Source organism: Acidiluteibacter sp. (assembly GCF_055129545.1).
Genome location: NZ_JBSRUB010000006.1, coordinates 135,943 through 162,566 on the forward strand (window position 1 = coordinate 135,943; position 26,624 = coordinate 162,566).

Annotated in this window: 17 protein-coding genes; 8 read left to right on the top strand and 9 right to left on the bottom strand. The window is 36.5% G+C overall.

Annotation, left to right across the window (positions count from 1 at the left end):
* The first annotated feature begins 225 nt into the window (after positions 1 to 225).
* From gcvP to ACTB0X_RS02615, 8 genes are all read left to right on the top strand, one after another.
* Positions 226 to 3,108, top strand: a complete 2,883-nt coding sequence (gene gcvP, locus ACTB0X_RS02580; protein WP_463023420.1) for an aminomethyl-transferring glycine dehydrogenase — start codon at positions 226 to 228, stop codon at positions 3,106 to 3,108.
* 111 nt (positions 3,109 to 3,219) lie between these two features.
* Entirely contained in the window at positions 3,220 to 5,118 is a 1,899-nt protein-coding gene (locus ACTB0X_RS02585) for a T9SS type A sorting domain-containing protein (protein ID WP_463023421.1), read from the top strand.
* Positions 5,119 to 5,303: 185 nt separating this feature from the next.
* Entirely contained in the window at positions 5,304 to 7,208 is a 1,905-nt protein-coding gene (locus tag ACTB0X_RS02590) for a T9SS type A sorting domain-containing protein (RefSeq protein WP_463023422.1), read from the top strand.
* Positions 7,209 to 7,394: 186 nt separating this feature from the next.
* Positions 7,395 to 9,308 carry a T9SS type A sorting domain-containing protein gene (locus ACTB0X_RS02595; protein ID WP_463023423.1) on the top strand — a complete coding sequence of 638 codons (1,914 nt, stop codon included), beginning with the start codon at positions 7,395 to 7,397 and terminating at the stop codon, positions 9,306 to 9,308.
* Between the two features lie 161 nt (positions 9,309 to 9,469).
* Positions 9,470 to 11,362 carry a T9SS type A sorting domain-containing protein gene (locus ACTB0X_RS02600; protein ID WP_463023424.1) on the top strand — a complete coding sequence of 631 codons (1,893 nt, stop codon included), beginning with the start codon at positions 9,470 to 9,472 and terminating at the stop codon, positions 11,360 to 11,362.
* Between the two features lie 170 nt (positions 11,363 to 11,532).
* Positions 11,533 to 13,425 (top strand): T9SS type A sorting domain-containing protein, encoded by a 1,893-nt coding sequence (locus ACTB0X_RS02605; protein ID WP_463023425.1) that lies wholly within the window; start codon positions 11,533 to 11,535, stop codon positions 13,423 to 13,425.
* A 171-nt stretch (positions 13,426 to 13,596) separates the two neighbouring features.
* Complete coding sequence (locus ACTB0X_RS02610) at positions 13,597 to 15,492, top strand: T9SS type A sorting domain-containing protein (protein ID WP_463023426.1); 1,896 nt, start codon at positions 13,597 to 13,599, stop codon at positions 15,490 to 15,492.
* A gap of 7 nt (positions 15,493 to 15,499) precedes the next feature.
* Positions 15,500 to 17,353, top strand: a complete 1,854-nt coding sequence (locus ACTB0X_RS02615; RefSeq protein ID WP_463023427.1) for a T9SS type A sorting domain-containing protein — start codon at positions 15,500 to 15,502, stop codon at positions 17,351 to 17,353.
* A gap of 7 nt (positions 17,354 to 17,360) precedes the next feature.
* On the opposite strand, the gene ACTB0X_RS02620 is transcribed toward ACTB0X_RS02615, so the two are convergent.
* The 9 genes from ACTB0X_RS02620 to ACTB0X_RS02660 form a co-directional block, all read right to left on the bottom strand.
* Complete coding sequence (locus tag ACTB0X_RS02620; protein WP_463023428.1) at positions 17,361 to 18,116, bottom strand: ABC transporter ATP-binding protein; 756 nt, start codon at positions 18,114 to 18,116, stop codon at positions 17,361 to 17,363.
* On the bottom strand, positions 18,117 to 18,857 hold the full coding sequence (locus tag ACTB0X_RS02625; protein WP_463023429.1) for an MlaE family ABC transporter permease: 741 nt from the start codon (positions 18,855 to 18,857) through the stop codon (positions 18,117 to 18,119).
* Between the two features lie 109 nt (positions 18,858 to 18,966).
* The gene (gene acs / locus ACTB0X_RS02630) at positions 18,967 to 20,874 is read right to left on the bottom strand and encodes an acetate--CoA ligase (protein WP_463023430.1); all 1,908 of its coding nucleotides are present in this window, start codon (positions 20,872 to 20,874) and stop codon (positions 18,967 to 18,969) included.
* Between the two features lie 70 nt (positions 20,875 to 20,944).
* Positions 20,945 to 22,267, bottom strand: a complete 1,323-nt coding sequence (locus tag ACTB0X_RS02635) for a DUF3570 domain-containing protein (protein ID WP_463023431.1) — start codon at positions 22,265 to 22,267, stop codon at positions 20,945 to 20,947.
* An 11-nt stretch (positions 22,268 to 22,278) separates the two neighbouring features.
* Positions 22,279 to 22,491, bottom strand: a complete 213-nt coding sequence (locus ACTB0X_RS02640; RefSeq protein ID WP_463023432.1) for a DUF4266 domain-containing protein — start codon at positions 22,489 to 22,491, stop codon at positions 22,279 to 22,281.
* Positions 22,488 to 23,468 carry an FAD:protein FMN transferase gene (locus ACTB0X_RS02645; RefSeq protein ID WP_463023433.1) on the bottom strand — a complete coding sequence of 327 codons (981 nt, stop codon included), beginning with the start codon at positions 23,466 to 23,468 and terminating at the stop codon, positions 22,488 to 22,490. The genes ACTB0X_RS02640 and ACTB0X_RS02645 overlap by 4 nt, the downstream gene beginning before the upstream one ends.
* A complete protein-coding gene (locus ACTB0X_RS02650) occupies positions 23,465 to 23,911 on the bottom strand; it encodes a thioredoxin family protein (RefSeq protein ID WP_463023434.1) in 447 nt (148 codons plus the stop codon). The genes ACTB0X_RS02645 and ACTB0X_RS02650 overlap by 4 nt, the downstream gene beginning before the upstream one ends.
* Before the next feature lie 19 nt (positions 23,912 to 23,930).
* Positions 23,931 to 25,064, bottom strand: a complete 1,134-nt coding sequence (locus ACTB0X_RS02655; protein WP_463023435.1) for an efflux RND transporter periplasmic adaptor subunit — start codon at positions 25,062 to 25,064, stop codon at positions 23,931 to 23,933.
* Positions 25,065 to 25,075: 11 nt separating this feature from the next.
* Positions 25,076 to 26,624, bottom strand: a 1,549-nt coding sequence (locus ACTB0X_RS02660; RefSeq protein WP_463023436.1) for a TolC family protein, incomplete at its 5' end; no start/stop codon positions are given.

The window sequence follows — 26,624 nt, forward strand, 5'->3', positions numbered from 1 at the left end:
TATTCTTTCTGTGAAAAACTCTTTTTAAATTTTAGTGTTTACTCAACAACAAAGAAAAGAAATCAACCTTCTATAAAGTGTTGAAATTTAATAATATGATTATGGATGCCGCGTTTTGTTTTCGACTTATTTTTTCATTTTAAAATAAGCCAAAAATAAGCATAGAAGCATTTCGATATGAGTATATTTGTCCACTAATTTTTTAACTTAAATACCAGACTACAGATGACAAATGCTGAGTTTAAATCAAGACATATTGGCCCACGTGATGCTGAAATCCAACAAATGTTGGAAGTGATAGGAGTGAGTTCAATTGAAGAATTAATAAACAAAACCGTTCCTTCAAACATTCGATTAAACAGAGAGTTGAATGTTCCGAAAGCAATGAGTGAATTTCAATTCATAAAGCACTTAAAAGCGCTTGGTGGAAAGAATAAGTTGTATAAGTCTTATTTAGGATTAGGATACCACGGTACGAAACTTCCGGGTGTTATTCAGCGAAATATATTAGAGAATCCGGGTTGGTATACAGCATATACACCATATCAAGCAGAGATTGCGCAAGGTAGATTAGAGGCTTTATTAAATTTTCAAACCATGGTCACTGATTTGACAGGTATGGAAATCGCCAATGCTTCTTTATTAGATGAGTCTACTGCTGCTGCAGAGGCAATGATCATGTTCTACAGCAGTAGAAGTAAAGACGCAAAGAAAAATCAAGCCAATCAGTTTTTTGTTTCACAAGAAGTGTTGCCACAAACTATTTCATTGTTGCAAACAAGAGCTGAGCCTTTAGACATTGAATTGGTTATTGGAGATCATCAAACTTTTGAGTTTACATCCAAAACATTTGGTGCCATTGTTCAATATCCAGCGATAAATGGAGAAGTGTACAATTACAGATCATTTGCTCAAAAAGTAAAAGATAACGATGCCTTTCTAGTAGTTGCAGCTGATATTATGAGTTTGGCTATTTTAGAAGCACCTGGTAGATGGGGGGCAGATGCAGTCGTTGGGACAACACAGCGTTTCGGTATTCCGATGGGTTATGGTGGGCCTCATGCAGCTTATTTTGCCACAAAAGAAGAATACAAGAGAAACATTCCAGGTAGAATTATAGGCGTGTCCGTTGATGCAAGTGGAAACAGAGCATTAAGAATGGCACTGCAGACTAGAGAACAACACATCAAAAGAGATAGAGCAACTTCAAATATTTGTACAGCACAAGTATTATTGGCAGTAATGTCAGGAATGTATGCTTGCTATCATGGAGCAGAAGGTATTCGTTCCATTTCTACCAATATCCACAAATACGCCAATGCACTTAGCCTTAAATTAAATGAGCTTGGATTTAAGAATTTAAACACGGACTTTTTTGATACCATTCAAATTAATACTGCGAAATATACAGCAGATCAAATAGTAGCAGCAGCATTAATAGCAGAAATTAACATCCGAAAAGTAGACGATTCCACTGTGTCCATCAGTTTGGATGAAACAGTAGAGCTAGACGATTTGAACGAACTGTTACATGTATTTGCAAAATTGGTTGGTTCAGATGCTACTATCTCTAGGGATGAAATCGGGCCTATTTCGATCAATTCATCCATTCAAAGAACGACTCCTTTTTTAACGCACGAAGTGTTTAATCAGAATCATTCTGAAACGGATATGATGCGATACATTAAGAGTTTAGAGAATAAAGATTTGTCTTTGACTCACTCTATGATAGCATTGGGTTCATGCACCATGAAATTGAATGCAGCAAGTGAGTTATTTGCTCTAAGCTGGCCTGAATTCAATAATCTACACCCTTTTGTGCCAATTGATCAGGCAGAAGGTTATACCATTATGTTGCATAATTTAGAGCGTTATTTGTCTGAAATTACAGGCTTTGCTCAAACTTCATTACAGCCGAATTCTGGAGCACAAGGAGAATATGCTGGTTTAATGGTGATCAGAGCTTACCATTTAGATCGAGGAGATCACCATAGAAACATTGCTTTAATTCCATCATCTGCGCATGGAACCAATCCTGCTTCAGCAGTGATGGCTGGTATGAAAGTGATGGTAGTGAAATGTGATGAAAGAGGAAATATTGATGTGGCTGACTTGCAGGAAAAAGCAGAGAAGCACTCCAATGAATTGTCTTGTTTGATGATTACTTATCCATCTACTCATGGTGTTTTCGAAAGTTCTGTAAAAGACATTACAAAAATTATTCACCAGCATGGTGGACAAGTGTATATGGATGGTGCCAATATGAATGCACAAGTGGGATTAACCAATCCGGCTGAAATTGGCGCTGATGTGTGTCACTTGAATTTGCATAAAACGTTTGCCATTCCTCATGGTGGCGGTGGTCCGGGTATGGGACCAATTGGAGTTGCGGCTCATTTAGCACCTTTCTTACCTTCTAATCCTGTGGTAACCACTGGTGGTGATAAGGCCATTACGGCCATTTCAGGTGCTCCTTTTGGAAGTGCTCTGGTTTTGACTATTTCTTATGCTTATATCCGAATGCTTGGTGCAATTGGATTGAGAAATAGCACTGAATTTGCGATTCTAAATGCAAACTACATGCGTGTATTGTTAGAAGAAAAATTTGATGTCCTATATAAAGGTGAAAATGGTTTTGTGGCACACGAAATGATTTTGGACTGCAGAGGATTTAAAGCAAAATCTGGAATTGAAGTTGTAGACATTGCCAAACGATTAATGGATTATGGATATCATGCGCCTACAGTATCATTTCCTGTTAGTGGAACTTTAATGATTGAGCCAACAGAGAGCGAAAGCAAAAAGGAATTGGATCAATTCATCAAAGCAATGCTTTCTATTTACAATGAAATTGAAGGCATAGAAAACGGAGTAGCTGATAAGGCAAATAACGTCCTAAAGAATGCGCCTCATATTTTAAGTGAAGTTGTTAGTGAATCTTGGGATTACCCTTACACTAGAACGAAAGCTGTTTTTCCATTGTCATACATTCAAGCCAATAAGTTTTGGCCAACAGTTAAACGTGTGGATGATGCTTATGGCGATAGAAATTTAATTTGTAGTTGTGCGCCCATTCAAGATTATGAAGAGCCAGTCTTAAGCGAATAATGCCGTTTAAAATGATAACATAAATATAATCTTTTTGTAAAAATCAGTTGATTTATAAAAAAAGTCTTAACTTTAGGGTTGATAAAAATTGTTTAACTAAAAACACACACAATGAAAAAGAATTACTTTTTAACAGGTGCGCTAGTTTTAGCTTCAACTTTCACATTTGCTCAGCAAGAGAAAATGGTTGGAAAGGTTCTAGATGCTAAATATGCGCCAGCTTCAGCAGATGAATTGAAATTCAAAGCATCTGAAAATTTTAACAAAGCAGAAGGCGATACATTGTTTTATGAAGATTTCGGTACGGGATTTTCTACAAACGGTTGGGTTGCTTTAGATGCTTCATCGAATGGATTTAACTGGATTTATACGACAGCTGTACCGACAGGTCAGTATTCTACAAATACAGCTGCAATTACTTCGGCTACTGCAGCGAATGGTTTTGCTGCTCTTAATTCTGATGCATACAACACTCCAACTCCTGGTGGTGGTTTTATTAACATGGATTCTTATTTAACTTCTGGACCTATTGTTATTCCACCTAAAGGAAATGTTTTGTTGAGATGGAACCAATCTTTGCGTTATTGCTGTAATGCTAATACTGCTGCTCTAGAAGTGCAAGTTAGTTCAGACAACGCAAATTGGACAAATTTTGATGCAAAGGCTCCTGCAGCTGTAAATGCTGCTTGGGCTGGAAATAAACAACTTAATATTTCATCTGTAGCTGCAAATGAGGATACGATTTACATTCGTTTTTACCAAAATGCGAGTCACTACTATTGGATGGTTGATGATATCGCAGTAGTAGAAGGTGCATCTAATCAATTAGAATTATCTAAAGCATTCAGTTCTTTTGGTCCTATTGATAGAGAAGGTTTCTTTACTAAAGTTCCAGTTCAATTGACACAGCCACTATCATTTGGTGGTATCATTAAGAATGACGGTGGTTCAATTGCTTCAAACACAAAGTTGAAAGTAAATGTAACGAAAGGATCTACTGTAGTATACAGCGATTCAGTTAGTGCTGTTGCGTCTCTTTCTCCTCAAGTGAGAGATACAGTAGAAATTGTAACTGCTTATGGTAATAATGATGGTACAGGAGATTATAAAATGAATTACAGTGCTGTGGCAAATGCAGCTAGTTCAGACATGTCTAGAGCAATGACTTCAATTGATTTTGCTATCACGGATACTATTCTAGGTAAGGATTATAATGTTTCAGGTGGTGCAGTTGGACCAGGTTCATACGTTAACGGTGACGCTGCTGGTTCAAGAGTAGGTACAAGATACAATCTTGGAGCTCCTGCAACATTAACTTCTGTTTCTTATTTTATCGGTACTTCTTCATTGAACACTGGTGCAGAAATTAAATCTAAAGTTTGGGGATTTGATACATCTCAAGCCTCTTTGAACGATGCAATGAACGTTCCTGGTATTAAGGCTCAAAACCCAATACCATATATTATTCAAGCTTCGGATTTAGGTACTTGGGTAACATTTAAAATGTTACCACCTGTAGCGTTACCAGTTGGAATGTATGTTCCTGCTGCGGAACAAAGTAATGCCAATACTGCTGCCATTGATTTTACGTTAGGTAGAGCAACCGTTTCTGAGAATTTACAGCCTAATCTTGATAATAGCAACTTGAGTACTTTTGTTTATGCTGCTGGTGCTGCCGCTCCATCATGGGGATACATTACTGCTTTACCAATGATTAGAATGAACTTTGGTTTATTAAAAGGAATAACAGAAACTAAAGAAGCTATTAATAGCTTCGTTATCTCTCCAAACCCAAATAATGGTCAATTTAAGGTAGAAGTACTTGCAGAAAATGCAAGATTCGACCTTTCTGTTAGAAACATGATTGGTCAAGTGGTTTACAATGAAAATATTTCAGTTAGTAATTCATTAACTAAGACTATCGATTTGTCTAACCTTGATAAAGGTATCTACTTTGTTTCTCTTGAGAATGGAGTAAACAGACAAGTACAAAAAGTGGTTATCAAGTAATTGATAAAATTGCTTAAAATTTTTAGGAGCCTCCTTGAGAAATCAAGGAGGCTTTTTTTTTGAACTTTCATTTATAGGTTGACTATGAATTATATTTTACTATATGTGAATTTTAGTGAGATGTAGTGGGCTTGGTAGACTAAATTTGAGGCTGATATTTAGTACTCACCTTAACCCAACTCATTATGGAATCTAAATTTGTTCTTACAATCACATTTACATTGGCTTCTTTTTTCACCTTTGCTCAACAAGAGAAAATGACAGGAAGAGAAGTTGAATTGAAATTAAAAACAACTTCATTAGAAGAATTGAAGTTAATAGAAAATTCTTCTTTGATTAAAGCACCGGGAGATACGCTGTTTTATGAAGACTTCGGAACTGGATTTTCTACCAACGGCTGGGTCTCAAATAATGTTTCTCAGAATGGATTCGACTGGATTTACACCACAGCTGCACCAGGTGGTCAATATTCAGGTAATATAGCAGCAATTGCATCGACGACTGGTGCCAATGGTTTTGCTTCACTACGATCAGATTTTTACAATACGCCCACTCCCTCAGGAGGATTTTTTAATATGGATACCTACCTAACCTCTGGGCCAATTGTGATTTCACCTAAATCCAATATTTTGTTAAGATGGCAACAGTCTTTTAGGTATTGTTGCGCTACTTCTGCTGCTCTAGAAGTGCAGGTGAGTCCTGATAGTATCAATTGGACCAACTACTCAGCCAAAGCAAGTGCAAACGCCAATACGGCAACCACAGGATCCTTTCAAGTGAATATTTCTGCTGCAGCTGCAAACCAAGGAACGCTCTACATTCGTTTTTATCAAGATGCAAGCCACTATTATTGGATGATTGATGATATTGCCATTGTTGAAGGTGCTCCGAATCAATTGGAATTAACACGATCATTAAGCTCATTTGGACCAATTGATCGAGAAGGCTTTTTTACACTTGTTCCTGCTCTGATGACACAGCCATTAAGTTTTAGAGGGGAAATTAAAAATGACGGTGGTTTGATTGCCAACAATACTAAGTTGAAAGTAAACGTAACCAAAAATAATGCGATGGTTTATAGTGATTCTGTTGCCACTAAACCGATTTTGCTTCCACAGGAGTCTGTTGTTGTTGATATTGTTCGACCATTTAATAATACCAATGGAACAGGAGATTATGAAATCAACTATAGTGCAGAATCGAATACTGCAAGTGCTGATATTTCAAGAACTAAAAGATCTATAGACTTTACAGTAACGGATACTATTTTTGGTAAAGATTACAATTTGTCAGGAGGAGGAATAGGGCCAGGTTCTTTCGTAGATGGTGACGCTGCTGGTTCTAGAATTGGAACAAGATACAATCTTAAAGCAGGAGCTAAATTGACTTCTGTGTCGTATTTTATTTCTACCTCTACTTTGAATATTGGAGCTGAAATAAAAGCGAAAGTTTGGGGATTTGATACTTCACAAGCATCATTGAATGATGCCATTAATGTACCTGGTATAAAAGCACAGAATCCAATACCTTACATTATTCAAGCATCCGATTTAGGAACTTGGGTGACTTTTAATATTTTGCCAGCTCCTGTTTTATTGCCAATGGGAATGTATGTGGCAGCAGTAGAGCAAAATAATGCTAATTCTTCTACAATTGATTTTACTATAGGTAGATCAACTTCTTCTGAAGGATTACAGCCCAATAGCGAAAATAGTAACTATAGTTCTTATGTTTATACCGCTGGTTCAGCTGCTCCTACTTGGGGTCCTATTACTGTTTTGCCGATGATTAGAATGAATTTTGGTGAATTGTTACCTGTTGGTATTTATGAAACGGAAGAAATGATCAACAGCTTTGTGGTTTCTCCAAACCCAAGTTCTGGACAGTTTAATGTTCAAATCACTGCAGAAAGTGCCCAATTGATTTTATCAGTTAGAAACATGATTGGTCAAGTAGTTTACATTGAAAATATCTCAGTTATTAATTCATTGACAAAGAGTATTAATCTGACAAACTTAGATAAAGGAATCTATTTTATATCTCTAGAAAATGGAGTGAAAAGAGAAGTTCAAAAAGTGATTATCCAATAATTTACCTATGAATGTATAATCAAATGTCTCAACGATTACTCATTGAGACATTTTTTTGAATTCAAATTGTTAACATTTACGGTTCTTTTAGAGAGATGTTGCTTTTACAATATAGGAAAGGGTTTGTAAGTTGATTGCTAATTGAATGGAATGTGTTATATTTATATTGAACTAAACTTCAATACTATGATAAAAAACTACTTTTTGTCCATATTTCTAATTCTGATATCAGTTTATTCTGTGGCACAGCAAAACCAAATGATAGGAAAAATCATTAGTCAGAAACAGGCTCCAATTGCAATAGAGGAATTGAATAAGAATACAATAACGCACAGCCTTGCCAAGTCTGCAGGCGACACTTTGTTCTATGAAGATTTTGGTGGAGGATTTTCAGCAAATGGCTGGATTTCTAAGGATTCTTCCAATAATGGATTTGATTGGATTTATGCTACTACAGCACCTGGAGGGCAATATTCATTAATTTCCACACCAATTCCATCCACAACTTCAGCCAATGGATTTGCTTCATTGCGATCTGATTTTTTCAACACACCAACGCCAATAGGAGGATTCGTAAATATGGATAGTTATTTGACTTCTGGTCCTATAGTCATTACTCCAACTAAAGTAGTAAAGCTTCAATGGCAACAGTCGTTTAGGTATTGTTGTAATTCTGGTACAGAGCGAATGGAAGTGCAAGTAAGTACAGACAGTCTAAATTGGGTCACTTTTGACGCAAAAGAGGGATTTGCGCAAAATGTCCTAGTTAATGAGACGAAACAAATCAATTTAACATCAATTGCTTCTTATGAGGATACACTTTACATTCGATTTTACCAGAATGCAAGTCATTATTTTTGGATGATAGATGACATAGCTATTATAGAAGGAATTGATAACCAATTGGAGTTAGTAAGAGGTTTAAGCACTTTTGGAACTATTAATCGAGAAGGATTTTATACAAAAATTCCTTTGTCTTTAACACAGCCATTAAGTTTTAGCGGAGAAATTAAGAATGTAGGTGCTGCTGTATCTACTAATTCAAAGTTGAAAGTCAATATAAATAAGGGGAGTACACTCGTTTATTCCGACTCTAGTTTTTCCAAGCCTATTCTAAATCAAAATGGATTTGATACTACGAGTATCCTATACCCTTATTCATTGACTGACGGACCAGGAGATTACATAATTAATTATTTTGCAGCTTCAGATTCTCTAAATACTTCAGACTCTCTTGCCTCTCAATCTATTCCTTTTTCTATCACAGATACTGTTTTTGCAAAAGATTATGGAATTTCAGGCGGTGCAATTGGACCTGGTTCCTACACAGGAGGAGATGCTGATGGTTCTAGTATAGGAACTCGATATAGTTTTAACTCTAGTACTGTTATTCCTACTATTTCTTTTTATGTATCCACCTCTACTTTAAATATTGGAGCTGTGGTTAGTGGAAAAATTTGGGGTTTTGACCCATCGCAATCAACATTAAATGGAGCCTTTAATGTTGGAGGATTAAAACAAAGTTCATCGCCATATACCATACAAGCGAGTGACCTGGGAACTTGGGTAACCTTGAATGTTTGTAATAACATTAGAATTTCTGGAGGTATGTATGTGGCAGTGATTGAGCAGTTAAATGCAAATGCTCCATTGGTGGAATTGAGTTTAGGTCGTTCAATTGCCTCAGAACATTTACAGCCTAATGACCAAACTGCCAGTTATAGTAGTTTTGTCTATCCCGCTGGAGCCACCACTCCAGAATGGAAATGGATAACAGCTTTACCAATGATAAGAATTAACACGTCAATGTTTAATAGCTGTCAAACTGTATCAGTCAATAATTCAGAAGAGTTGTTTAGTAGTTTCAAAATAATTCCAAACCCTAATAATGGTGATTTCAAATTGGAATTTATGAACATTCATGCAAAAATCAATTTATCAATCAGAAACATGATTGGTCAGGTAGTTTATAATGAAAATATCTCAGTTAGTAATTCATTGACAAAGAGTATTGATCTGTCAAGCTTAGATAAAGGAATCTATTTTGTTATTCTTGAAAACGGAGTGAACAGAGAAGTTCAAAAAGTGATTGTAAATTAATGCTCAAAATATAAATACCTGAAGTAAAAATATCAATTCAATTCTTCAGTCGAATATGAATAATTAATACCTATTCGTGAACTTTAGACTATTGCTCTAAAGAAGATGTATTAAGTTTGGTTTTATAATATTCAATTAAAAATTATCTAAACAGACACAGTATGAAAAAGAAATATCTTTTAACAGTAGTCTTCTTGTTGGGTTGTTTCCTAATTCATGGGCAGCAAAATAAAATGATAGGCGAAATAATTGATGAGAAGCCCTCTCAAATTTCAATTGAAGAGTTAAAGAATTTGAACAACATAGAAACCCTTACTAAGTCGCCAGGAGATACTTTGTGGTACGAAGACTTTGGGAGTGGATTTTCTACCAATGGCTGGGTGTCATTTAATGCTTCAAGTAATGGATTTAATTGGATTTATACCACAGCAGCTCCCGGAGGGCAATATTCAACTGTTGTTCCTCCAATTGGTTCTACAACGGGATCGAACGGGTTTGCTTCTATGAGAGCTGACTTTTATAACACCCCAACACCTGCAGGAGGATTCATTAACATGGATTCCTACCTAACTTCAGGACCGATCACTTTGAATCCAAAGGGAGATATTATTCTTCAATGGCAGCAATCATACCGTTATTGTTGTAACATGAGTTCAGCTCTTTTGGAGGTTCAAGTGAGTTCAGATAATTTGAATTGGACTTCATTCAATGCGAAACCGGGAGTTAGTCCAAGCACAAGTGTTTCTGGGACATTTCAAGTGAATATATCATCAGTGGCAGCGAATCAGAGTGTGGTATACATTCGGTTTTACATGAATGCGAGTCACTACTATTGGATGGTAGATGATATAGCTGTGGTGGAAGGAACTGCGAATCAGCTGGAATTAGTGAGGGGACTAAATTCATTTGGTCCAATAAACAGAGAAGGGTTTTACACGATGGTGCCAAAGGCATTAACTCAGCCGTTAACTTTTGGGGGAGAAATTAGGAATAGTGGAGGATTGATTGCAAATAATGTAAAGTTAAAAGTAGGCGTTAGTAAAAACTCTGCAATAATGTTTAATGATTCTTCTGCTATGGTATCTAGTATAGCTCCTTTAGTTACTGATACCTTTAATTTGTTAAATGCATATAATAATACAAATGGGGTTGGAGATTATACCATTAATTATATTGCGAAAGGGATTACTCCAAGTTATAACCCAACTTTAGAAATGACTTCAATTGATTATAAGGTGACAGATACTATCTTTGGTAAGGATTATAACATTGCAAACGGTGCCATCGGTTCAGGCAATTATGTTGATGGAGATGCCGCAGGCTCAATGATTGGAACTAGATTTAACATTGATAAGGCGGCAAAATTGACTTCAGTATCCTATTTTATTTCCAATTCTACACTAAATGTTGGTGCACAATTCAAGGCTAAAGTTTATTATTTTGATACATCTCAGAGTACACTTAATGGAGCAATTGTGCTGTTCGCTCAAAATCAAAATTCTTATACTATTCAAGCTTCAGAATTGGGTACATGGGTAACCATTCCAATAGATTCTTTGCTGCTTCCCGGAATGTACGTCGCTGTTGCAGAGCAAACTTTAGCGAATACCTCGGCTGTTGATTTCACATTGGGAAGATCTAGAGCTTCTGAAGCATTGCAGCCAAATGCTCAAACAGCCTACTTGAGTAGCTTCGTCTATACTGCCGGTGGAGCAGCTGCAAACTGGGGTTTCATTAACGCATTACCGATGATTAGAATGAATTTTGGTGACTTACTGCCTGTTGGTATCAATGAATCGAAAGTTGCCATAAGTAATTTTAAAGTATCTCCCAATCCTAATAATGGTCAATTCAGAATTGAGGTAATTGCAGAAAGTTCCCAATTTAAACTTTCTGTTAGAAATATGGTTGGTCAAGTAGTTTATAATGAAGCTATTTTAGTAAACAATTCTTTAATTCAAAATATTGATTTGTCTCATCTGGACAAAGGAGTCTATTTTGTGATTCTTGAGAATGGAGTTTATAAAGAAGTTCAAAAAGTGATTGTGAAGTAAAAATAAAATAAATTGAAGAAGTGCCTCTAATCTTTGTGTTGGAGGCATTTTTAATTTTATAATTCCAGAAATGGATGAATTATTTAAAAAAACATTGTAATAATTTGTATGCGAGTTGATTGATAGTTGCTTTCAATGTCTTATATTTAACTTACACTAATCTAAATAATATGAAAAAAAATTACCTTTTATTGCCACTACTGTTCTTAAGCCTTAGCCCAGTCTTCGCTCAAGAAAGTAAGCAAAAATATCAGTCTCAAGAAATGGTTGAGGAGGCTGTTTCTGCTGAAGAAATGAAATTCGCTTTAACTCATCAGAATCAATTAAAAGCTGCTGGAGATACGTTGTTTTACGAAGATTTTGGAACAGGATTTTCAACCAATGGTTGGGTTGCCTTTGATGCAGCAAGCAATGGATTTAATTGGATTTATACTACACAGGCGCCAGGCGGGCAGTATGCAACTAATGTTCCTGCAATTCCTTCAACAACCAGTTCAAATGGATTTGCTTCATTGCCGTCAAGTTTTTACAATACGCCTACACCGCCATCGTGGATCAACATGGATGCTTATTTAACATCAGGTCCAATTGTGATCACTCCGGTTTCTAATGTTCTGGTTAGGTGGCAGCAATCTCAACGTTTTTGTTGTGCTAGCACTAGCCCATTAGAACTTTCAATTAGTATTGATAATTTAAATTGGACAAATTTTGATGCACGATTCGGAAGAGGAGCAAACACCGCAGTTGTAGAGTCAGCAGAAATTAATATTTCATCAGTTGCAGCTAATCAAGACACCATTTACATCAGATGGTACCAAGGTGGATCTAGAAACTACTATTGGATGATTGATGACATTGCTGTAGTGGAAGGTTCAGGAAATCAGTTAATCACAGAAGAAGGGTTTACTACGTTTGGAACTGATCCTAGAGAAGGGTTTTATACTCAAGTGCCTGTTAGTCATACAAATGTTTTAGGTTTCTCTGCATCTATTAAAAATGACGGGGGTTTTAATGCTGCAAATGTTGGATTGAAGGTTAAGGTGGAGAAAGGAACTACAGTTGTTTTTCAAGACTCTTCTGTAAAAATTGCTTCACTTTTAAAACAAGTTTCAGATACCTTTGATATCCCTTCCGTTTATCAAAATACTGATGGGATGGGAGATTACACAATCTCTTTTACTGCAAAATCAGATTCCGTAAATGCTGATCAAGTGAAGGCAGTATATACCATTCCTTATAAAGTCTCAGATTCTGTATTTGCAAAAGATTATGGCATTTCTGATGGCACTATTGGGCCAGGATCTTATGTAGATGGAGATGTGGATGGATCAAGAATAGGAACGAAATTTAATGTAAAAAGTCCAATGAAGTTAGGATCAGTATCATATTATATTTCCAACCTTACGGCCAATGTAGGCATAGAAATAAAGGCAAAAGTATGGGGGATGGATACCTCACAAACTTCGTTGGATGCAGCACTTAATGCTAGAGGTATTGTTGGTCAGAACCCTATCCCATACATTATTCAGGCGGCTGATTTAGGGACTTGGTTAACCATACCAATGCTACCAAAGCCTTTAATTCCTGCAGGTTATTATGTAGCTGCTATTGAGCAGTCAAGTGGAAATGCTAATTCACAAGAGTTACGTATTGGTCGTGCTAGAGATTCAGAAGAATTTCAACCCTACGGGATTCAATATTCATCCATGGTTTATGCAAATGGTGCTGCAGCTCCTTCTTGGGGGAATATATTTGCTCAGCCAATGATTCGTATGAATATTGAAAGATTCACGAAAGTCGATGAAAATTCATCGTCAATTCATCAATTTAATATTTCTCCTAATCCAACGAATGGACAATTTAAATTGGATATTATAGCGGATCAAGGGAACTATGTTTTATCAGTTGCGAATGTCTTAGGACAAGAAGTGTATACTGATAATGTATCTATTACAAATACATTTACCAAAAATTTTGATTTAACCTCATTTGATAAAGGAGTTTATTTTATTACATTGATCAATGGATCAACTAGAAAAGTTGAAAAAGTTATTGTAAAATAATAAACAATACATACTGTAAAAACTTCCTTGATTTTTTTTCAAGGAAGTTTTTCTATTTATGGGTGTCTTGCTAGAATAGATTTTAGTTTTAAGATGGGGAAGTTCAGTTCTTCTATAATTTTTAATTAACTTTAGTATTCTGATTTTCTTGATTTAACAAAATGCATCACCATGAAAAAAAATTCCACATTTTTAGTTGTTTCCGTAATGCTCTGTTCCCAAGTATGGAGTCAAGTCAATGTAAAAACAGCAGAAGAAGCGAAAGTTCAATTGACGCCTGCTTCTCAAAAATTGACTTCTAAACAAGTTTTGCCCAATTTAAATAAAGCACCTGGTGATACATTATGGTATGAGGACTTTGGAAATGGTTTTGCTACTAATCAATGGACTTCCTCAGGGTCAACTCCATGGATTTATACTACACAGGCACCTAGCGGACAATATTCCGCCAATACACTTCCTATTCAGTCCACAACCTCTTTTAATGGCTTTGCTTCTTTACGGTCAGATTTTTATAACACTCCGACACCAGCTGGTGGGTTTTCGATTATCTCAGAATATTTAAGCTCTGGGGCGATTACTATTCCTCCCAAATCTTCTGTTTTAGTTCGATGGCAACAAGCGTTTCGATATTGTTGTAATGCTGTAACAAGTACCATGGAATTGCAGGTTAGTGTAGACAACCTAAACTGGATCTCTTTTGATGTGAAAGGGGTTACAATACCAAATGCATTAGTTAATATTGAATTAAAAGAAGTTGATATATCTGCTATTGCATCAAACCAAACGACCATTTATCTTCGATTTTATAATGATGTATCTCACTATTATTGGATGGTTGACGATATTGCCCTAGTTGAAGGTGTAGGATCAAGCTCAAATGGAATTACAATTCCACAGACTTATTTGTACAATTATCCGAATCAGGGAGGGTCATATACTATGATTCCGTGTGCAGCTAGTCAATCGCTCTATCCCGCTGCCATAGTTAAGAATGAAAGTAGTGCACCTGCTACTAATTTACAACTAAAATCAGCTTTAGTTTCAGGAGCTGGCGTGTTTTATACGGGAGCCTCAAAAAATGTTTCCCTATTGAATCAAAATGCAGACAGTATTCTGTCCATGCAAAGTCCCATTAATGGTCAATTGTCGCAAGGAGATTATCGTGTGGTGTATAAAACGAGTTCGGATTTGTTGAGCCAAAATATTAATTCGGCGAGCTATCAATTTAGTATTACCGATACTGTTTATGCGCGAGATTATGGTCAGTCTACTGCTGACATTGGTCCCGGCAGTTTTGTTGGTGGCAATGTGAATGGCTCAAGAATAGCACTTGCTTATGATCTATTTAACACAGAAACATTAAGTTCCATCTCTTTTTATGTTTCTAATAACACCTTAAATTTAGGAGCTAGTGTGAAGGTGAGTGTTCGTAGTTTTGATACTTCTGCTAGTAATTTAAATGGAGCATTTGCTAATGTAGTTGCCCAAAATCCAGTGCCTTACCTCATTCAATCAACAGATTTAGGAAGTTGGATAAGTATTCCATTGTTGCCAAGTACGTCAGTTCCAGCAGGAAAATACATTGCTGTTGTAGAGCAGTCTAATGGTTTTCAAAACAATAGGGAATTGCGTTTAGGTCGAGATGTATCAGCTGAAGCGTATCAAAGTTTTAACAAAGATTTAATTTCATTTATTTTTGCAAATGGTGGTTTTGCACCCAGTTGGAGATTCATTACCTCCATGCCTATGATCCGGTTAAATGTTAAAAACCTTTCTACTAGTGGGATTTGTTCGCCAGTAGGAATTGAAGAAGCTGGGTTAAATACAGGGATTCAAGTTTATCCCAATCCTTCTCTTGGACAATTCGTAATTGACTTACCAATAAATAGTACCATTCAATCAATTGCTGTTTATGGAATTGATGGAAAAGCAGTAGAGCAAAGAAAAATTTCAGAATCTTTGGGTCAAATAAATTTGGATTTAAGCGAACACCCAAAAGGACTTTATTTCATCCGAATGAATTCGAATAAAGGAGTTGTTACAAAGAAAATAATCATACAGTAAAGAGACGATGAGTAATATAAAGATTCATATAGTATTAGTTTTTCTGTTTATATCTGCTTTTGCAAAAGCCCAAGAATTTAGCTACACTATAGAGTCGTCATTGTCTCATCAAGAGCAAATCAAATCTAGCACTAGTTTTGATAAATCTGCTGGGGATACTTTGTGGTATGAAGATTTTGGGAGTGGGTTTGTTCCGAATGGATGGGTTTCCACAGACTTAACTGGGTTGGGTTTTGACTGGATTTATACCACAGCTGCGCCTGGTGGACAATATTCAAATACTATTCCTCGAATACATTCCACAACTGATTCCAATGGTTTTGCTTCTTTGCCGGCTGATATGTACAATACTCCAACTCCTAGTACAGGATTCGTGGATATGCAGGCTTATCTAACATCAGGAGCAATTGTCATTGCTCCAAAAAGGAGTGTGAAGTTGCAGTGGCAACAAGCTTACAGGTATTGCTGCAATGCAACTACTTCGAAATTAGAATTACAAGTGAGTCTTGATAAGTTGAATTGGACGAGCTTCAATGCAAAACCAAATGGAAATCCCAATTCTGCAACATACACTTTTATGGAAGTAGATATTTCTTCAGTTGCTGCCAATCAAGACACCATTTACATCCGATTCTTTCAATCTGCATCTCACTACTATTGGATGATTGATGATATTGCGTTAGTAGAAGGTTATAATAATGCAGTAGTAATCGATAAAGTAGGAATTTCAGATGGAGCAGGTCGATTTGAATACTATACTAAAGTACCTAAAGGGATGTCAACTCCTATTCAGTTAACAGCAGATGTTAGAAATGCTGGCGGAGAGTCAGCCAGTAATTTAAGGCTAGATATGAGGGTGTTAAAAGACAATGTCCTTGTTTATTCGGTTCCACCTGTTCCATTAGATACGCTAAAGAGAGATTCGGTAACTGTGATATCAAGTGCTATTTATGCCAATAAAGATGGAATTGGAAAATATCAATTGATTTATTCACTGTCTGCCGACTCAATCAACGAATTGTTTGATGAGGACACTATTCATTATGAAATTACAGATTCTGTTTATGCAAAGGATATTGGTTCACCAATAGGATCTGTCGGAGCTTTTGGTTTTGGAACGCCAACAGATGAAGGAATATTAGGAACTCGTTTTCACATCGACTCAACCAATTTATTAACGACTGTCTCTTACTTTATTTCCGCAAGTACTTGGAATATTGGAGTAGGTGTAAAAGCACAAGTGTGGGGATTTGATACCTCATATGCTTCCATTAATGATGCGATTATGATACCGGGGATGAAGTTTGAGAGTCAAGAATATACCTTGGACAGTTCAGATTTAGAGAGTTGGTTAGATTTTAAAGTTAATCCACCCATTCTGTTAGATTCGGGGCAGTATATTTTAGCTATGAAACAAACTTTTGGGGATTCAATTAACCGGGAAATGACACTTGGAAGATCACTGATTACAGAAAAGTTTCATCCAGAAAATTATGAATTTGGAACTTATGTTTTTATAAAAACATCCAATCCATCTTGGGGTTGGATGGCCAGACAACCAATGATGCGCATGCATTTTGGACAAAATAATGTAGGATTAAAGAAGCAGATTGAAAATGAAATTTATTTTCAAGTATTTCCGAATCCAACGAATGGAGTAGTTCAATTCAATTTTAGCGATAAATCTAAGTTTAAACAGTTGGAAGTGATTAATATGCTTGGTCAAACCATGTTTGTGAGCCAGTTTTTATCGAATGAGTCCACCCACAATATAGATTTATCACATTTAGATAAAGGAATCTATTTTATGGTTTTGAAATCTGAAAATGGAAGGGGTGTTCAAAAAGTAATTCTAAAATAGGTAAAGGCTATTTGCTAGTTCTAGCCAATCTTTTCATGACACTAGAAGCAAATACGAAGTCTGATAATTCTTGATTGTCAGTAGTTAAGATAGTTTCGTTGTCACCTTCCCACCATTTTTGTCCTTTGTGAATAAAGATTACTTTTTCTCCGATTTCCATCACAGAGTTCATGTCATGAGTCACAATAATAGTTGTCATGTTATTTTCTTTAGTGATTTCACTGATTAATTGATCAATCACAATGGAGGTTTGAGGATCTAATCCTGAATTTGGTTCATCACAAAAAAGGTATTTCGGCTTCATAGCTATAGCTCTTGCCAACGCTACTCGTTTTTGCATTCCTCCACTAATTTCAGCTGGGTATTTGTGATTTATTCCTTCTAATTGAACTCGTTTAAGACAAAAGTCTACTCGCTCTTTCATTTCTTCAGGGCTCATCTCAGAGTGCATTTGAAGTGGAAACATCACATTCTGTTCGATTGTTAATGAATCAAATAGTGCGTTCCCTTGAAAAAGCATGCCTATTTCCGTGCGCACTTCTTGACGCTCCTGTAAATTCAACGAAGTAAACTCACGGTCATCAAAAAACACTTTTCCTGAATCTGGCTTAATTAATCCGACTGTACATTTGGTCAATACTGACTTTCCTGATCCACTGGCGCCTATGATTAAGTTGGTTTTACCTCTTTCATAGGTCACACTGATGTCAGAAAGAATTTGTTCGCCGTTAAAGGCTTTGCTTACATTTTCAATTCGAATCATTTATACCAATAAAAGTTGTGTCAGAATATAGTTGATTGTTAGGATGATAATGCTACTAGCAACAACCGCTTTTGTACTAGCTGTTCCAACTGCTAGAGATCCACCTTTGGTATAATAACCATAATAAGAAGGCACGGCAGTGATAATGAATGCAAAAAAGACCGTTTTAACAAGGGCATAATAGACACTATAAATTTTGAAACCATATTCTAAACCGTAGATATATTCAGAGCTTGGAATCATTCCTGTTCCCCATGAAACTAAATATCCACCCCCCATACCGATGAACATGCTGATGATTACCAAAAATGGATTAATCAACATTGCAGCAGTTATCTTAGGTAAGATAAGGTAAGAAGCGGAGTTGATTCCCATAATCTCTAACGCATCAATTTGTTCAGAAACCCGCATTGTACCGATTTCTGAAGCAATATTTGATCCTACTTTTCCGGCTAATATCAACGCAATAATAGTTGGAGCAAATTCTAAAATCATGGATTCGCGAACGGTGAATCCTACGGTATACGCAGGAATCAAAGCGCTGTCAATATTTGAAGCAGTTTGAATGGTAATCACAGCCCCCATAAAAAAAGAAATGATGGTAATAATACCTAACGATCCTATTCCTAAGGAATCAATTTCGAACATCAATTGCCGATAAAAAATTTTCATTTTTTCAGGCTTTTTAAATGTTCTAACCATCAGGATAGAGAATTGACCCATGTGGGTAAGTAAATTCATTTGCTTTTTTTTACTAAAGTAGTGAAATGCTATTTAAATGTTGAATTCACATCATCAGAATTCAGTTGGGCTAAATTACCCAAATCATGATTTTAATCGGGATGTTTTATTATAATCCCTCCTTAATAATATCATCCACTACTTCAGGATTCAATAAAGTGCTAGTATCGCCTAAGTTGCTAATGTCTTTCCCAGCTATTTTTCGTAATATTCTACGCATTATTTTGCCGGAACGTGTTTTTGGTAAACCTGTCACGAACTGAATCTTATCCAATTTAGCGATTGGGCCAATGTGTTCAGTGATGATTTGATTAATTTCTTTTCTCAGATTGTCATGAACTCTTGATTCGCCAGCTTCTTTGAGTGTTACAAATCCGTATAACGCATTTCCTTTCACGTCATGTGGAAAACCGACAATGGCAGATTCTGCTACTGCAGGATGTTCATTGATCGCATCTTCAATCGGTGCAGTTCCCAAATTATGACCTGATACAATGATCACATCGTCTACTCGTCCTGTAATTCTATAATAACCTACTTCATCACGCAAAGCCCCGTCTCCAGTGAAATACATGTTCTCGTAAGCCGTAAAGTAAGTTTCTTTATACCGTTGATGATCGCCCCAAATGGTACGAGCAATGGAAGGCCATGGAAATTTAATACATAATCGACCATCGACTTGATTGCCTTTTATTTCAACTCCTTTTTCATCCATTAAAGCTGGTTGAATTCCTGGAAAGGGAAGGGTGGCATAGGTTGGTTTGGTAGGAGTGCAATAAGGTATCGGTGAAATCATAATACCTCCAGTTTCTGTTTGCCACCAAGTGTCCACAATCGGACTTTTCTTTTTTCCTACGTTGTCGTTGTACCAATGCCATGCTTCTTCATTAATTGGTTCTCCTACAGAGCCCAATACTTTTAATGAGGATAAATCGTGGTTTTCGATGAAGGAAATATTTTCTTTCGCCAATGCACGAATGGCAGTTGGTGCGGTATACAGTTGATTGACTTTGTGTTTTTCTACAATTTCCCAAAATCTTCCAAAGTCAGGATAAGATGGAACCCCTTCAAACATGAGCGTTGTGGCTCCGTTCGCCAATGGGCCATATACAATATAGCTATGCCCAGTTATCCAGCCAATATCAGCTGTGCACCAATAGATGTCTTGATCCTTATAATTGAAAATATTTTTAAAGGTATAGGCTGAATAAATCATGTATCCAGCTGTAGAATGAACCATTCCTTTAGGCTTTCCTGTAGATCCTGAAGTGTAGAGGATGAATAATGGATCTTCTGCTTCCATAATCGTTGGTTCGCAGTGAGGCACTGCTTGATCCAAAAGCGGTTGAATCCAATGGTCACGACCACTTTTCATGGAGACCTCACTATTGATTCGTTTTACCACCAATGAGGTTTCTATGCACGGACATTTCTCTAATGCTTCATCTACTATTCCTTTTAAATCGATCGTTTTATTGCCGCGGTATGAGCCGTCAGAGGTAATGATTACTTTACAATCGCTGTCATTTATTCGAGTGGACAATGCTGTTGAAGAAAATCCTGCAAAAACGACGGAGTGTATCGCACCGATTCGTGCACAGGCCAATAATGCAACTGCCAATTCAGGAATCATCGGCAAGTAAATACAAACTCGATCTCCTTTTTGAACGCCTTTGTCTTTAAGAACATTACTCATCCTAGCGACTCTGTCATGCAGCTCTTTGTAAGAAATATGTAATGCCTCTTCTGTAGGATCGTTCGGTTCGAAAATGATTGCTGTTTTGTCTCCTTTAGTTCTTAAGTGTCGATCTATGCAGTTTTCCGTAATATTCAATTGAGCACCATCAAACCACTTAATTTCTGGTTTTTTAAAATCCCATTTAAGCACTGAACTCCATCTCTTTCGCCATACAAAATGCTCTTCCGCAATTTCTTCCCAAAATAATTCAGGGTCTCTAATTGATTTACGGTAAACTTGAAAGTATTCCTCGAAATGCTTGATGCTATAGTTACTCATAGTAGTTGATCTTAAAAATAGATTCCTAAAATTACTTTATTCGTAAAGGATTTGAAAATAAATTCTTGGCTTATTTGTCAATTATGAATTTTACCCCTCCTGCAATTAAGTTGGCTTTAAAACCAGAGTTTCGTTCATAATAATTGTATTTTAAATTAATCGATTTTAACGCTAGTTTTCCGATCTTTTTTGAAGTCAGAATATCAGTGTATTCTATTCCAAAACCATACTGATTGGCCGTATACTTAGATAAATCATAATCTGAAGTATAATACTTCTCAGTGGAAAGGTGTTGCTCATATCCTGCAAAGTAATCGGCAGCACTTTGGAAGTAATAACGATAAGACGGATAAATCGTAAATTTTTGACTGATTTTGACAGGCACTTCTAAACTTGCAGTATGCGAATTGATTCCCCAATCATCCGTATAGTATCTATAAAAAGTCCGTAGAACCATTCGTTCGTTAAGGTAATAGTTTAATCGACCACCAATGGCTGTTTTGAATCGTTGATCAGGCAGTTGTTCATTATTGTCAGCCAATTGAAAATTTCCAATATAACTGTCTGCAACATCTGCAAAGTAAACACGCTGAAAAGGAGTAGACAGTAATCCACTTTGGTAAACGACATCAGCGACAATTAATCCTTGAAGGCGTTTAGACAGAATTTGAGAAAAACTCGCACCGAAAGAATATGAGTTTCTATTTTCGCTATCAAAAGATTTAAAGTCTGGCGCATAATTGGCATTTCCAGAAATTTGATTTACAAGAAATAAACGACTATTTAAACCTGGGCCACCTGTGTCAAAACCTCTTAATTCATAAGGGTAGATGGCGTTCCATTTATCAATGTATACATTACCGCTTAAGCTTAACTCTGTATTCTTTTGATTGAATAACTGAGTGTATGACCCACCAACTCCAACAGAGAAATAATCGAATTCATTCGCAACTGATAGTTTTCCTGAGTAGATTTTATTTCGGTCATCACTGCTATGAGAATAGGAGATAACAGCATTGACCCAAACATCTCCACTTGAGGCTCCTGTTGAAGCTTGAAATGCATCGGGATCCCTAGAGTCAAATGGGTTGATGTTGCTAGAAGATGCAGATGTGTAGGCAGATATTCCTGCATCTATTGTCAATACATCGTCATCATTCAACGGCATAGAAACTACAATTGTGGGAGTGACATCTTGTAATTGTTCAGTGCCGATACCACCCGAAACGGCAGCATTTTTTCCATCTTGGGTGTAATAACTCATGAGGAAATCTACCTCAGTTGTTTCCAAAACACGTTTTTTATAAACGACTAAAGAATCTGCTGGAGGAGGGTCTTGAGCAAAAAGAGTTAGGCTCAAGAGAAAAGTGAAGATTGAAAGTATCTTTTTCATGATTTATAAATTTAATTGCAACCACAACCTCCACCAGTTTTGCCACCGTTTGCACCAGTTGCAGCTTCTCTGTAGGAATGAAAATTAGATTCGAATCGATCAGATTTTTTGGTGGTCAATGCCATATCTGGATCGTTTAAGTTGACTTTTTCATACTCCTTTACTACAGTACAACTGCTGAAAAGAGCAAGAATCATAATGAGTCCTATACAATACTTTTTCATTTGTTTTCAATTTTAATATTAGCGGAAGTAAAAACTTTGCCTTCATCATTGATGATGATGCATTCTATGTTTGGGAGTTGGTTCATTCGATCAATACCTGCAGTGATTCCCATTACGAAAATGGAAGTGGCCAAGGCGTCAGCTAACTCAGCTTTTGGGGCAAAAACGGTAGCACTTATAATTCCTGAAGTCGGATAACCAGTTCTTGGATCTATAATGTGGGCAAATTTTCTTCCTTCCAATTCAATGTACTTTTCGTAGTCGCCCGAAGTAACCACTGCACTGTTGTTTAGAGGAAAAAGTGCAATTGCTTTGTCTTTGTTCAAAGGATTGGTAATCGCCACTTTCCAATCGTCTCCGTTGGTTTGTTTTCCCCAAGTATTCATATCTCCAGAAGCATTGATGATTCCTCCCTTGACTCCTTTTTCAATCAAGAGTGCTTTTGCTTGATCAGCGGCATACCCTTTACCAATGCCGCCAAAGCCAATTTTCATTCCTTCTTCAGTTAAAAACACAGTCGTGTCTGACTGGTTGAGTTTGATTTTTTCGTAGCCTACTTTTGAAACGGATTGTTTAATCGCTTCTTCTGATGGGATCTCAGTCATGCTTCCGTCGAATTTCCAAATCCGATCCATGGAGGCATAGCTGATGTCAAAAGCACCATCTGAAAGTTTTGAAATTCCAATTGCTCGTTCAATAAGTTGGTACAATTCAGGGTCTACTTTTACTGGCTTTATTCCTGCTTGCCGATTGATTTCACTCGTTTGTGATTGTGGATCCCATGAGGAGATTAATCGCTCAATTCGTGAGATCTCTGCTACTGCATCATCAATGTATTGGTCGCCTAATTCCGCATTTTCTGCAACTACAGTAATTTCAAATCGACTACCCATTAATTTTAAGGTTCGCTTAAAAGTGCCTGCAGCATTGGCGAACTGAACCAACAATAATGAGCTAAGGATGAAAATTGTTCTCATTTCTTTGCAGTGAATTTATTAATCAATTCGATGTATTCCTGAGGAGTTATTTTTTTATAACCCGTTTCACCAACTTTTTTCCCATTCGCGTCTAAGATCACTACAAAAGGAAAATATCCGTTGAGGTTATACTTTTCAGCAAGTTGATTGTTTTGCTTTTGTTGCTCTTCAGGAAGCGCGTTGGCTTTCCTTCTCGGAAAGTCTGCCTTCATCATGACGTAATTTTTAGCGGCATATGCTTTAAACGTTTCTGAACTCCAGATTTCTTTGTCTAGTTTGATGCATGGAGCACACCAGTCAGATCCTTGAAATACAAGAATGATTGGCTTGTTCTCTGATTTTGCAGTCGCTTTTGCTGTTTCAAAATTGGTATTCCAGTTTTGTGCATATGCTCCACCAAGGAGTGTAAAGAATGCAACCATTGTAAGGGTGAATGTTTTCATAATGTTTGATTTATATGTTTTATTCTTCTTCGTGAATGAGGGAATAAACTCCATTTGTTAAATATTGATTGTCATTAATTGGGAGATCAATAGCTGCGAATCTACTGGACTTTTCCAATACATCAACTTTCTTTTTTGAAAAGTAATAGTTTTCGTTGTCACTTTTGTTAAGCATTAAGACATAACTATTGTCTCCAAATTCTGAAATACTTGTAATTGGAAGTGCATTAAATTCTCTTTCTGAAACGTCAATTTGAGCGGAAACATACATTCCAACAGCAAAATATTTTTGTAAGCTGTCATTGACGTGTGCATGCACTCTAACAGTTCGTTTATTGGCATCGATGGTATTGGAAACTAAATGAACTACAGCAGAATATTCTGTCTCGCCACTTTCCGGAATAGAGAAAATCAAACGTTGTCCTTTCTTAATTTTTAGGGCATCTTTTTCAAATACTTCTAGCTCCAAGTGCATGTGGTCCGAATTAGTAATCTGCAAAATTGGATCTGTCGCCGAAACATAACTCCCGGTAGTCACATTTAGTGCCGATATATTTCCACTTATAGGAGCTGTAATAACTGAAGTTGAACTAATATTATCCTTACTTAATGAAGCCGTTGAAATTCCAATTAGTCCCAATGTTTTCTCAAGACCTTTTACAGTGGCTAATGTGCTTTTATAGTCGCTTTCTGCTTTTAAGAAATTTTTCTCTGAAGCAATTTGTTCATTGTTCAACGTTTTTTGTCGGTTGTACTCTGCTTCAAGGTAATTGATTTGTTGTTTCTGTTCTAAATATTGCTGCTGTAAAGTAATAAATTCAGGATTTTCAATCACTACCAAAGTAGCTCCTTTTTCCACATAGTCACCTAAAAGCAGTGGAGTAGATTTAATGAATCCACCCATTTTGGCATTCACCAATACTTTGTTTTGTGGCGGTACATCAATTTGTCCAGTCGTTTGGACAGTTGTACTGAATGGTTGTTTTTCAGGTTTGCTCAAAGTCATTTTGTTGTACTCAAACTGTTCCTTTGATACCACTATTTCGTTTATTGCTGTACTTTCAGTTGTGACTATTTCTTCAGCTTTATTGGCACAAGATTGAAACAATGCAAGTGCAAAAAGGATAGCGATAGTTATGATATATTTTTTCATTGGGTTTATTTTTAAAGTGTTAAATAGTTAATTGAAATAACTGTTTGGTTGTATCCATTTAAATTTTTTAGATACGTCAATTTAATCTGATGTGCATTTTCAATACTCTGTATGTATTGAAAGAAATCAATTTCACCAGTTTTATAGCTCATTTCAGCAGCTTTGGTAATTTCTTGTGCCAATCGATTTCCTTCCAATTCATAATAATTCATTGCTTCTTGATACTTGGCGAGTTGATTAATCAATTGATTGTATTTTGATTTCAATCGAAATTGGTAATCGATTGCCTCCTGCTCAGTAGATTGAAATGCAACTTTAGAGGCTTTTATTTTAGCTTTCTGTCCTGCAAAAAGTAAGGGAACTTTAAGTCCCACTTGGTAACCGTAAAGCGATTCATTTAACCCACTGTTTTTTCCTTGAAAATAATTCACCGAGATGTCCGGAAGCAACTGTTGTTTTGCCAATGTGTTCTTTCGATGCAACACCATCGTTTTATTTTCAAAGTATTGGTTGGTTATATTCTCTTCCAATGAATTAATTTGAGGTTGTAACGCTGTTAACTTTTCGGTTGCGATTTGAAATGAATCAGGAGCTTGAACAATATTGATGAGCTGTTCTTTAGCGCTTTTTACATCTTCATTGGCCTGTTTGTAAAGCGTATTTACTTGCCGTTGCTTGGATTGAGCAGTCGCCTTTTCTAAGTAGGAAGTTTCCCCCAATTCAAACCTACGATTGGCTAAATGCGAAAAGTTTTGATACAAACTATCCAACGATTGAATAACTGTTAACTGATTGATTTCAAATTGATATTGGTAATATCCACTCCACAATGCTTTTTGCAACTGATTCTTTTGAATCTCAAATCCACTTTTTTCTAATTGAAGACTTGCCTGATTAAGTTTTCGCTCAGCTCCATAAATGGTTGGGAAAGCAAAGTTTTGGTCAATTCCAATTACATCAAGCGGCCGGTTATTATACGCTAAATTATTTTCGTCATAACCATAATAGATACCTGTTTTTTCAAACTGATAAGCAGTGTTTACCTGCGCTTTCCGTTCATCTACGGTATAGGCAGCCGACTTGAGTTGACTATTATTCTCCAGCATTAGCTTTTCTAGTTGGCCAATGCCATAAGTGGGCGATTGAGCCATTGCAGGAGAGAGACCAATAAGTAATCCGACTAGTAATGTTAAAAACGCTTTCTTCATTTTAATTTTCTTTAATTTTTTACCGGAACTAAAGTGGGAGTAAAGGATAGGTAAAACAACCAATGTTAATATGGTCGCTGTAATCAATCCTCCGATTACAACCGTTGCTAATGGTCGTTGCACCTCCGCACCAGCGTTAGTGGAGATGGCCATTGGTAAAAATCCCAATGCAGCTGCAGAAGCAGTCAGTAATACTGCCCGCAGTCGATCTTTAGATCCGTGAATGATAATTTCATCTCCTTTGAAATCTCCTTCTTTTTTAAGTTCCTTAAAGTGTTCGATGAGCACAATTCCATTCAGAACGGCAATTCCAAACAATGCAATAAAACCGATACCTGCAGAAATACTAAAA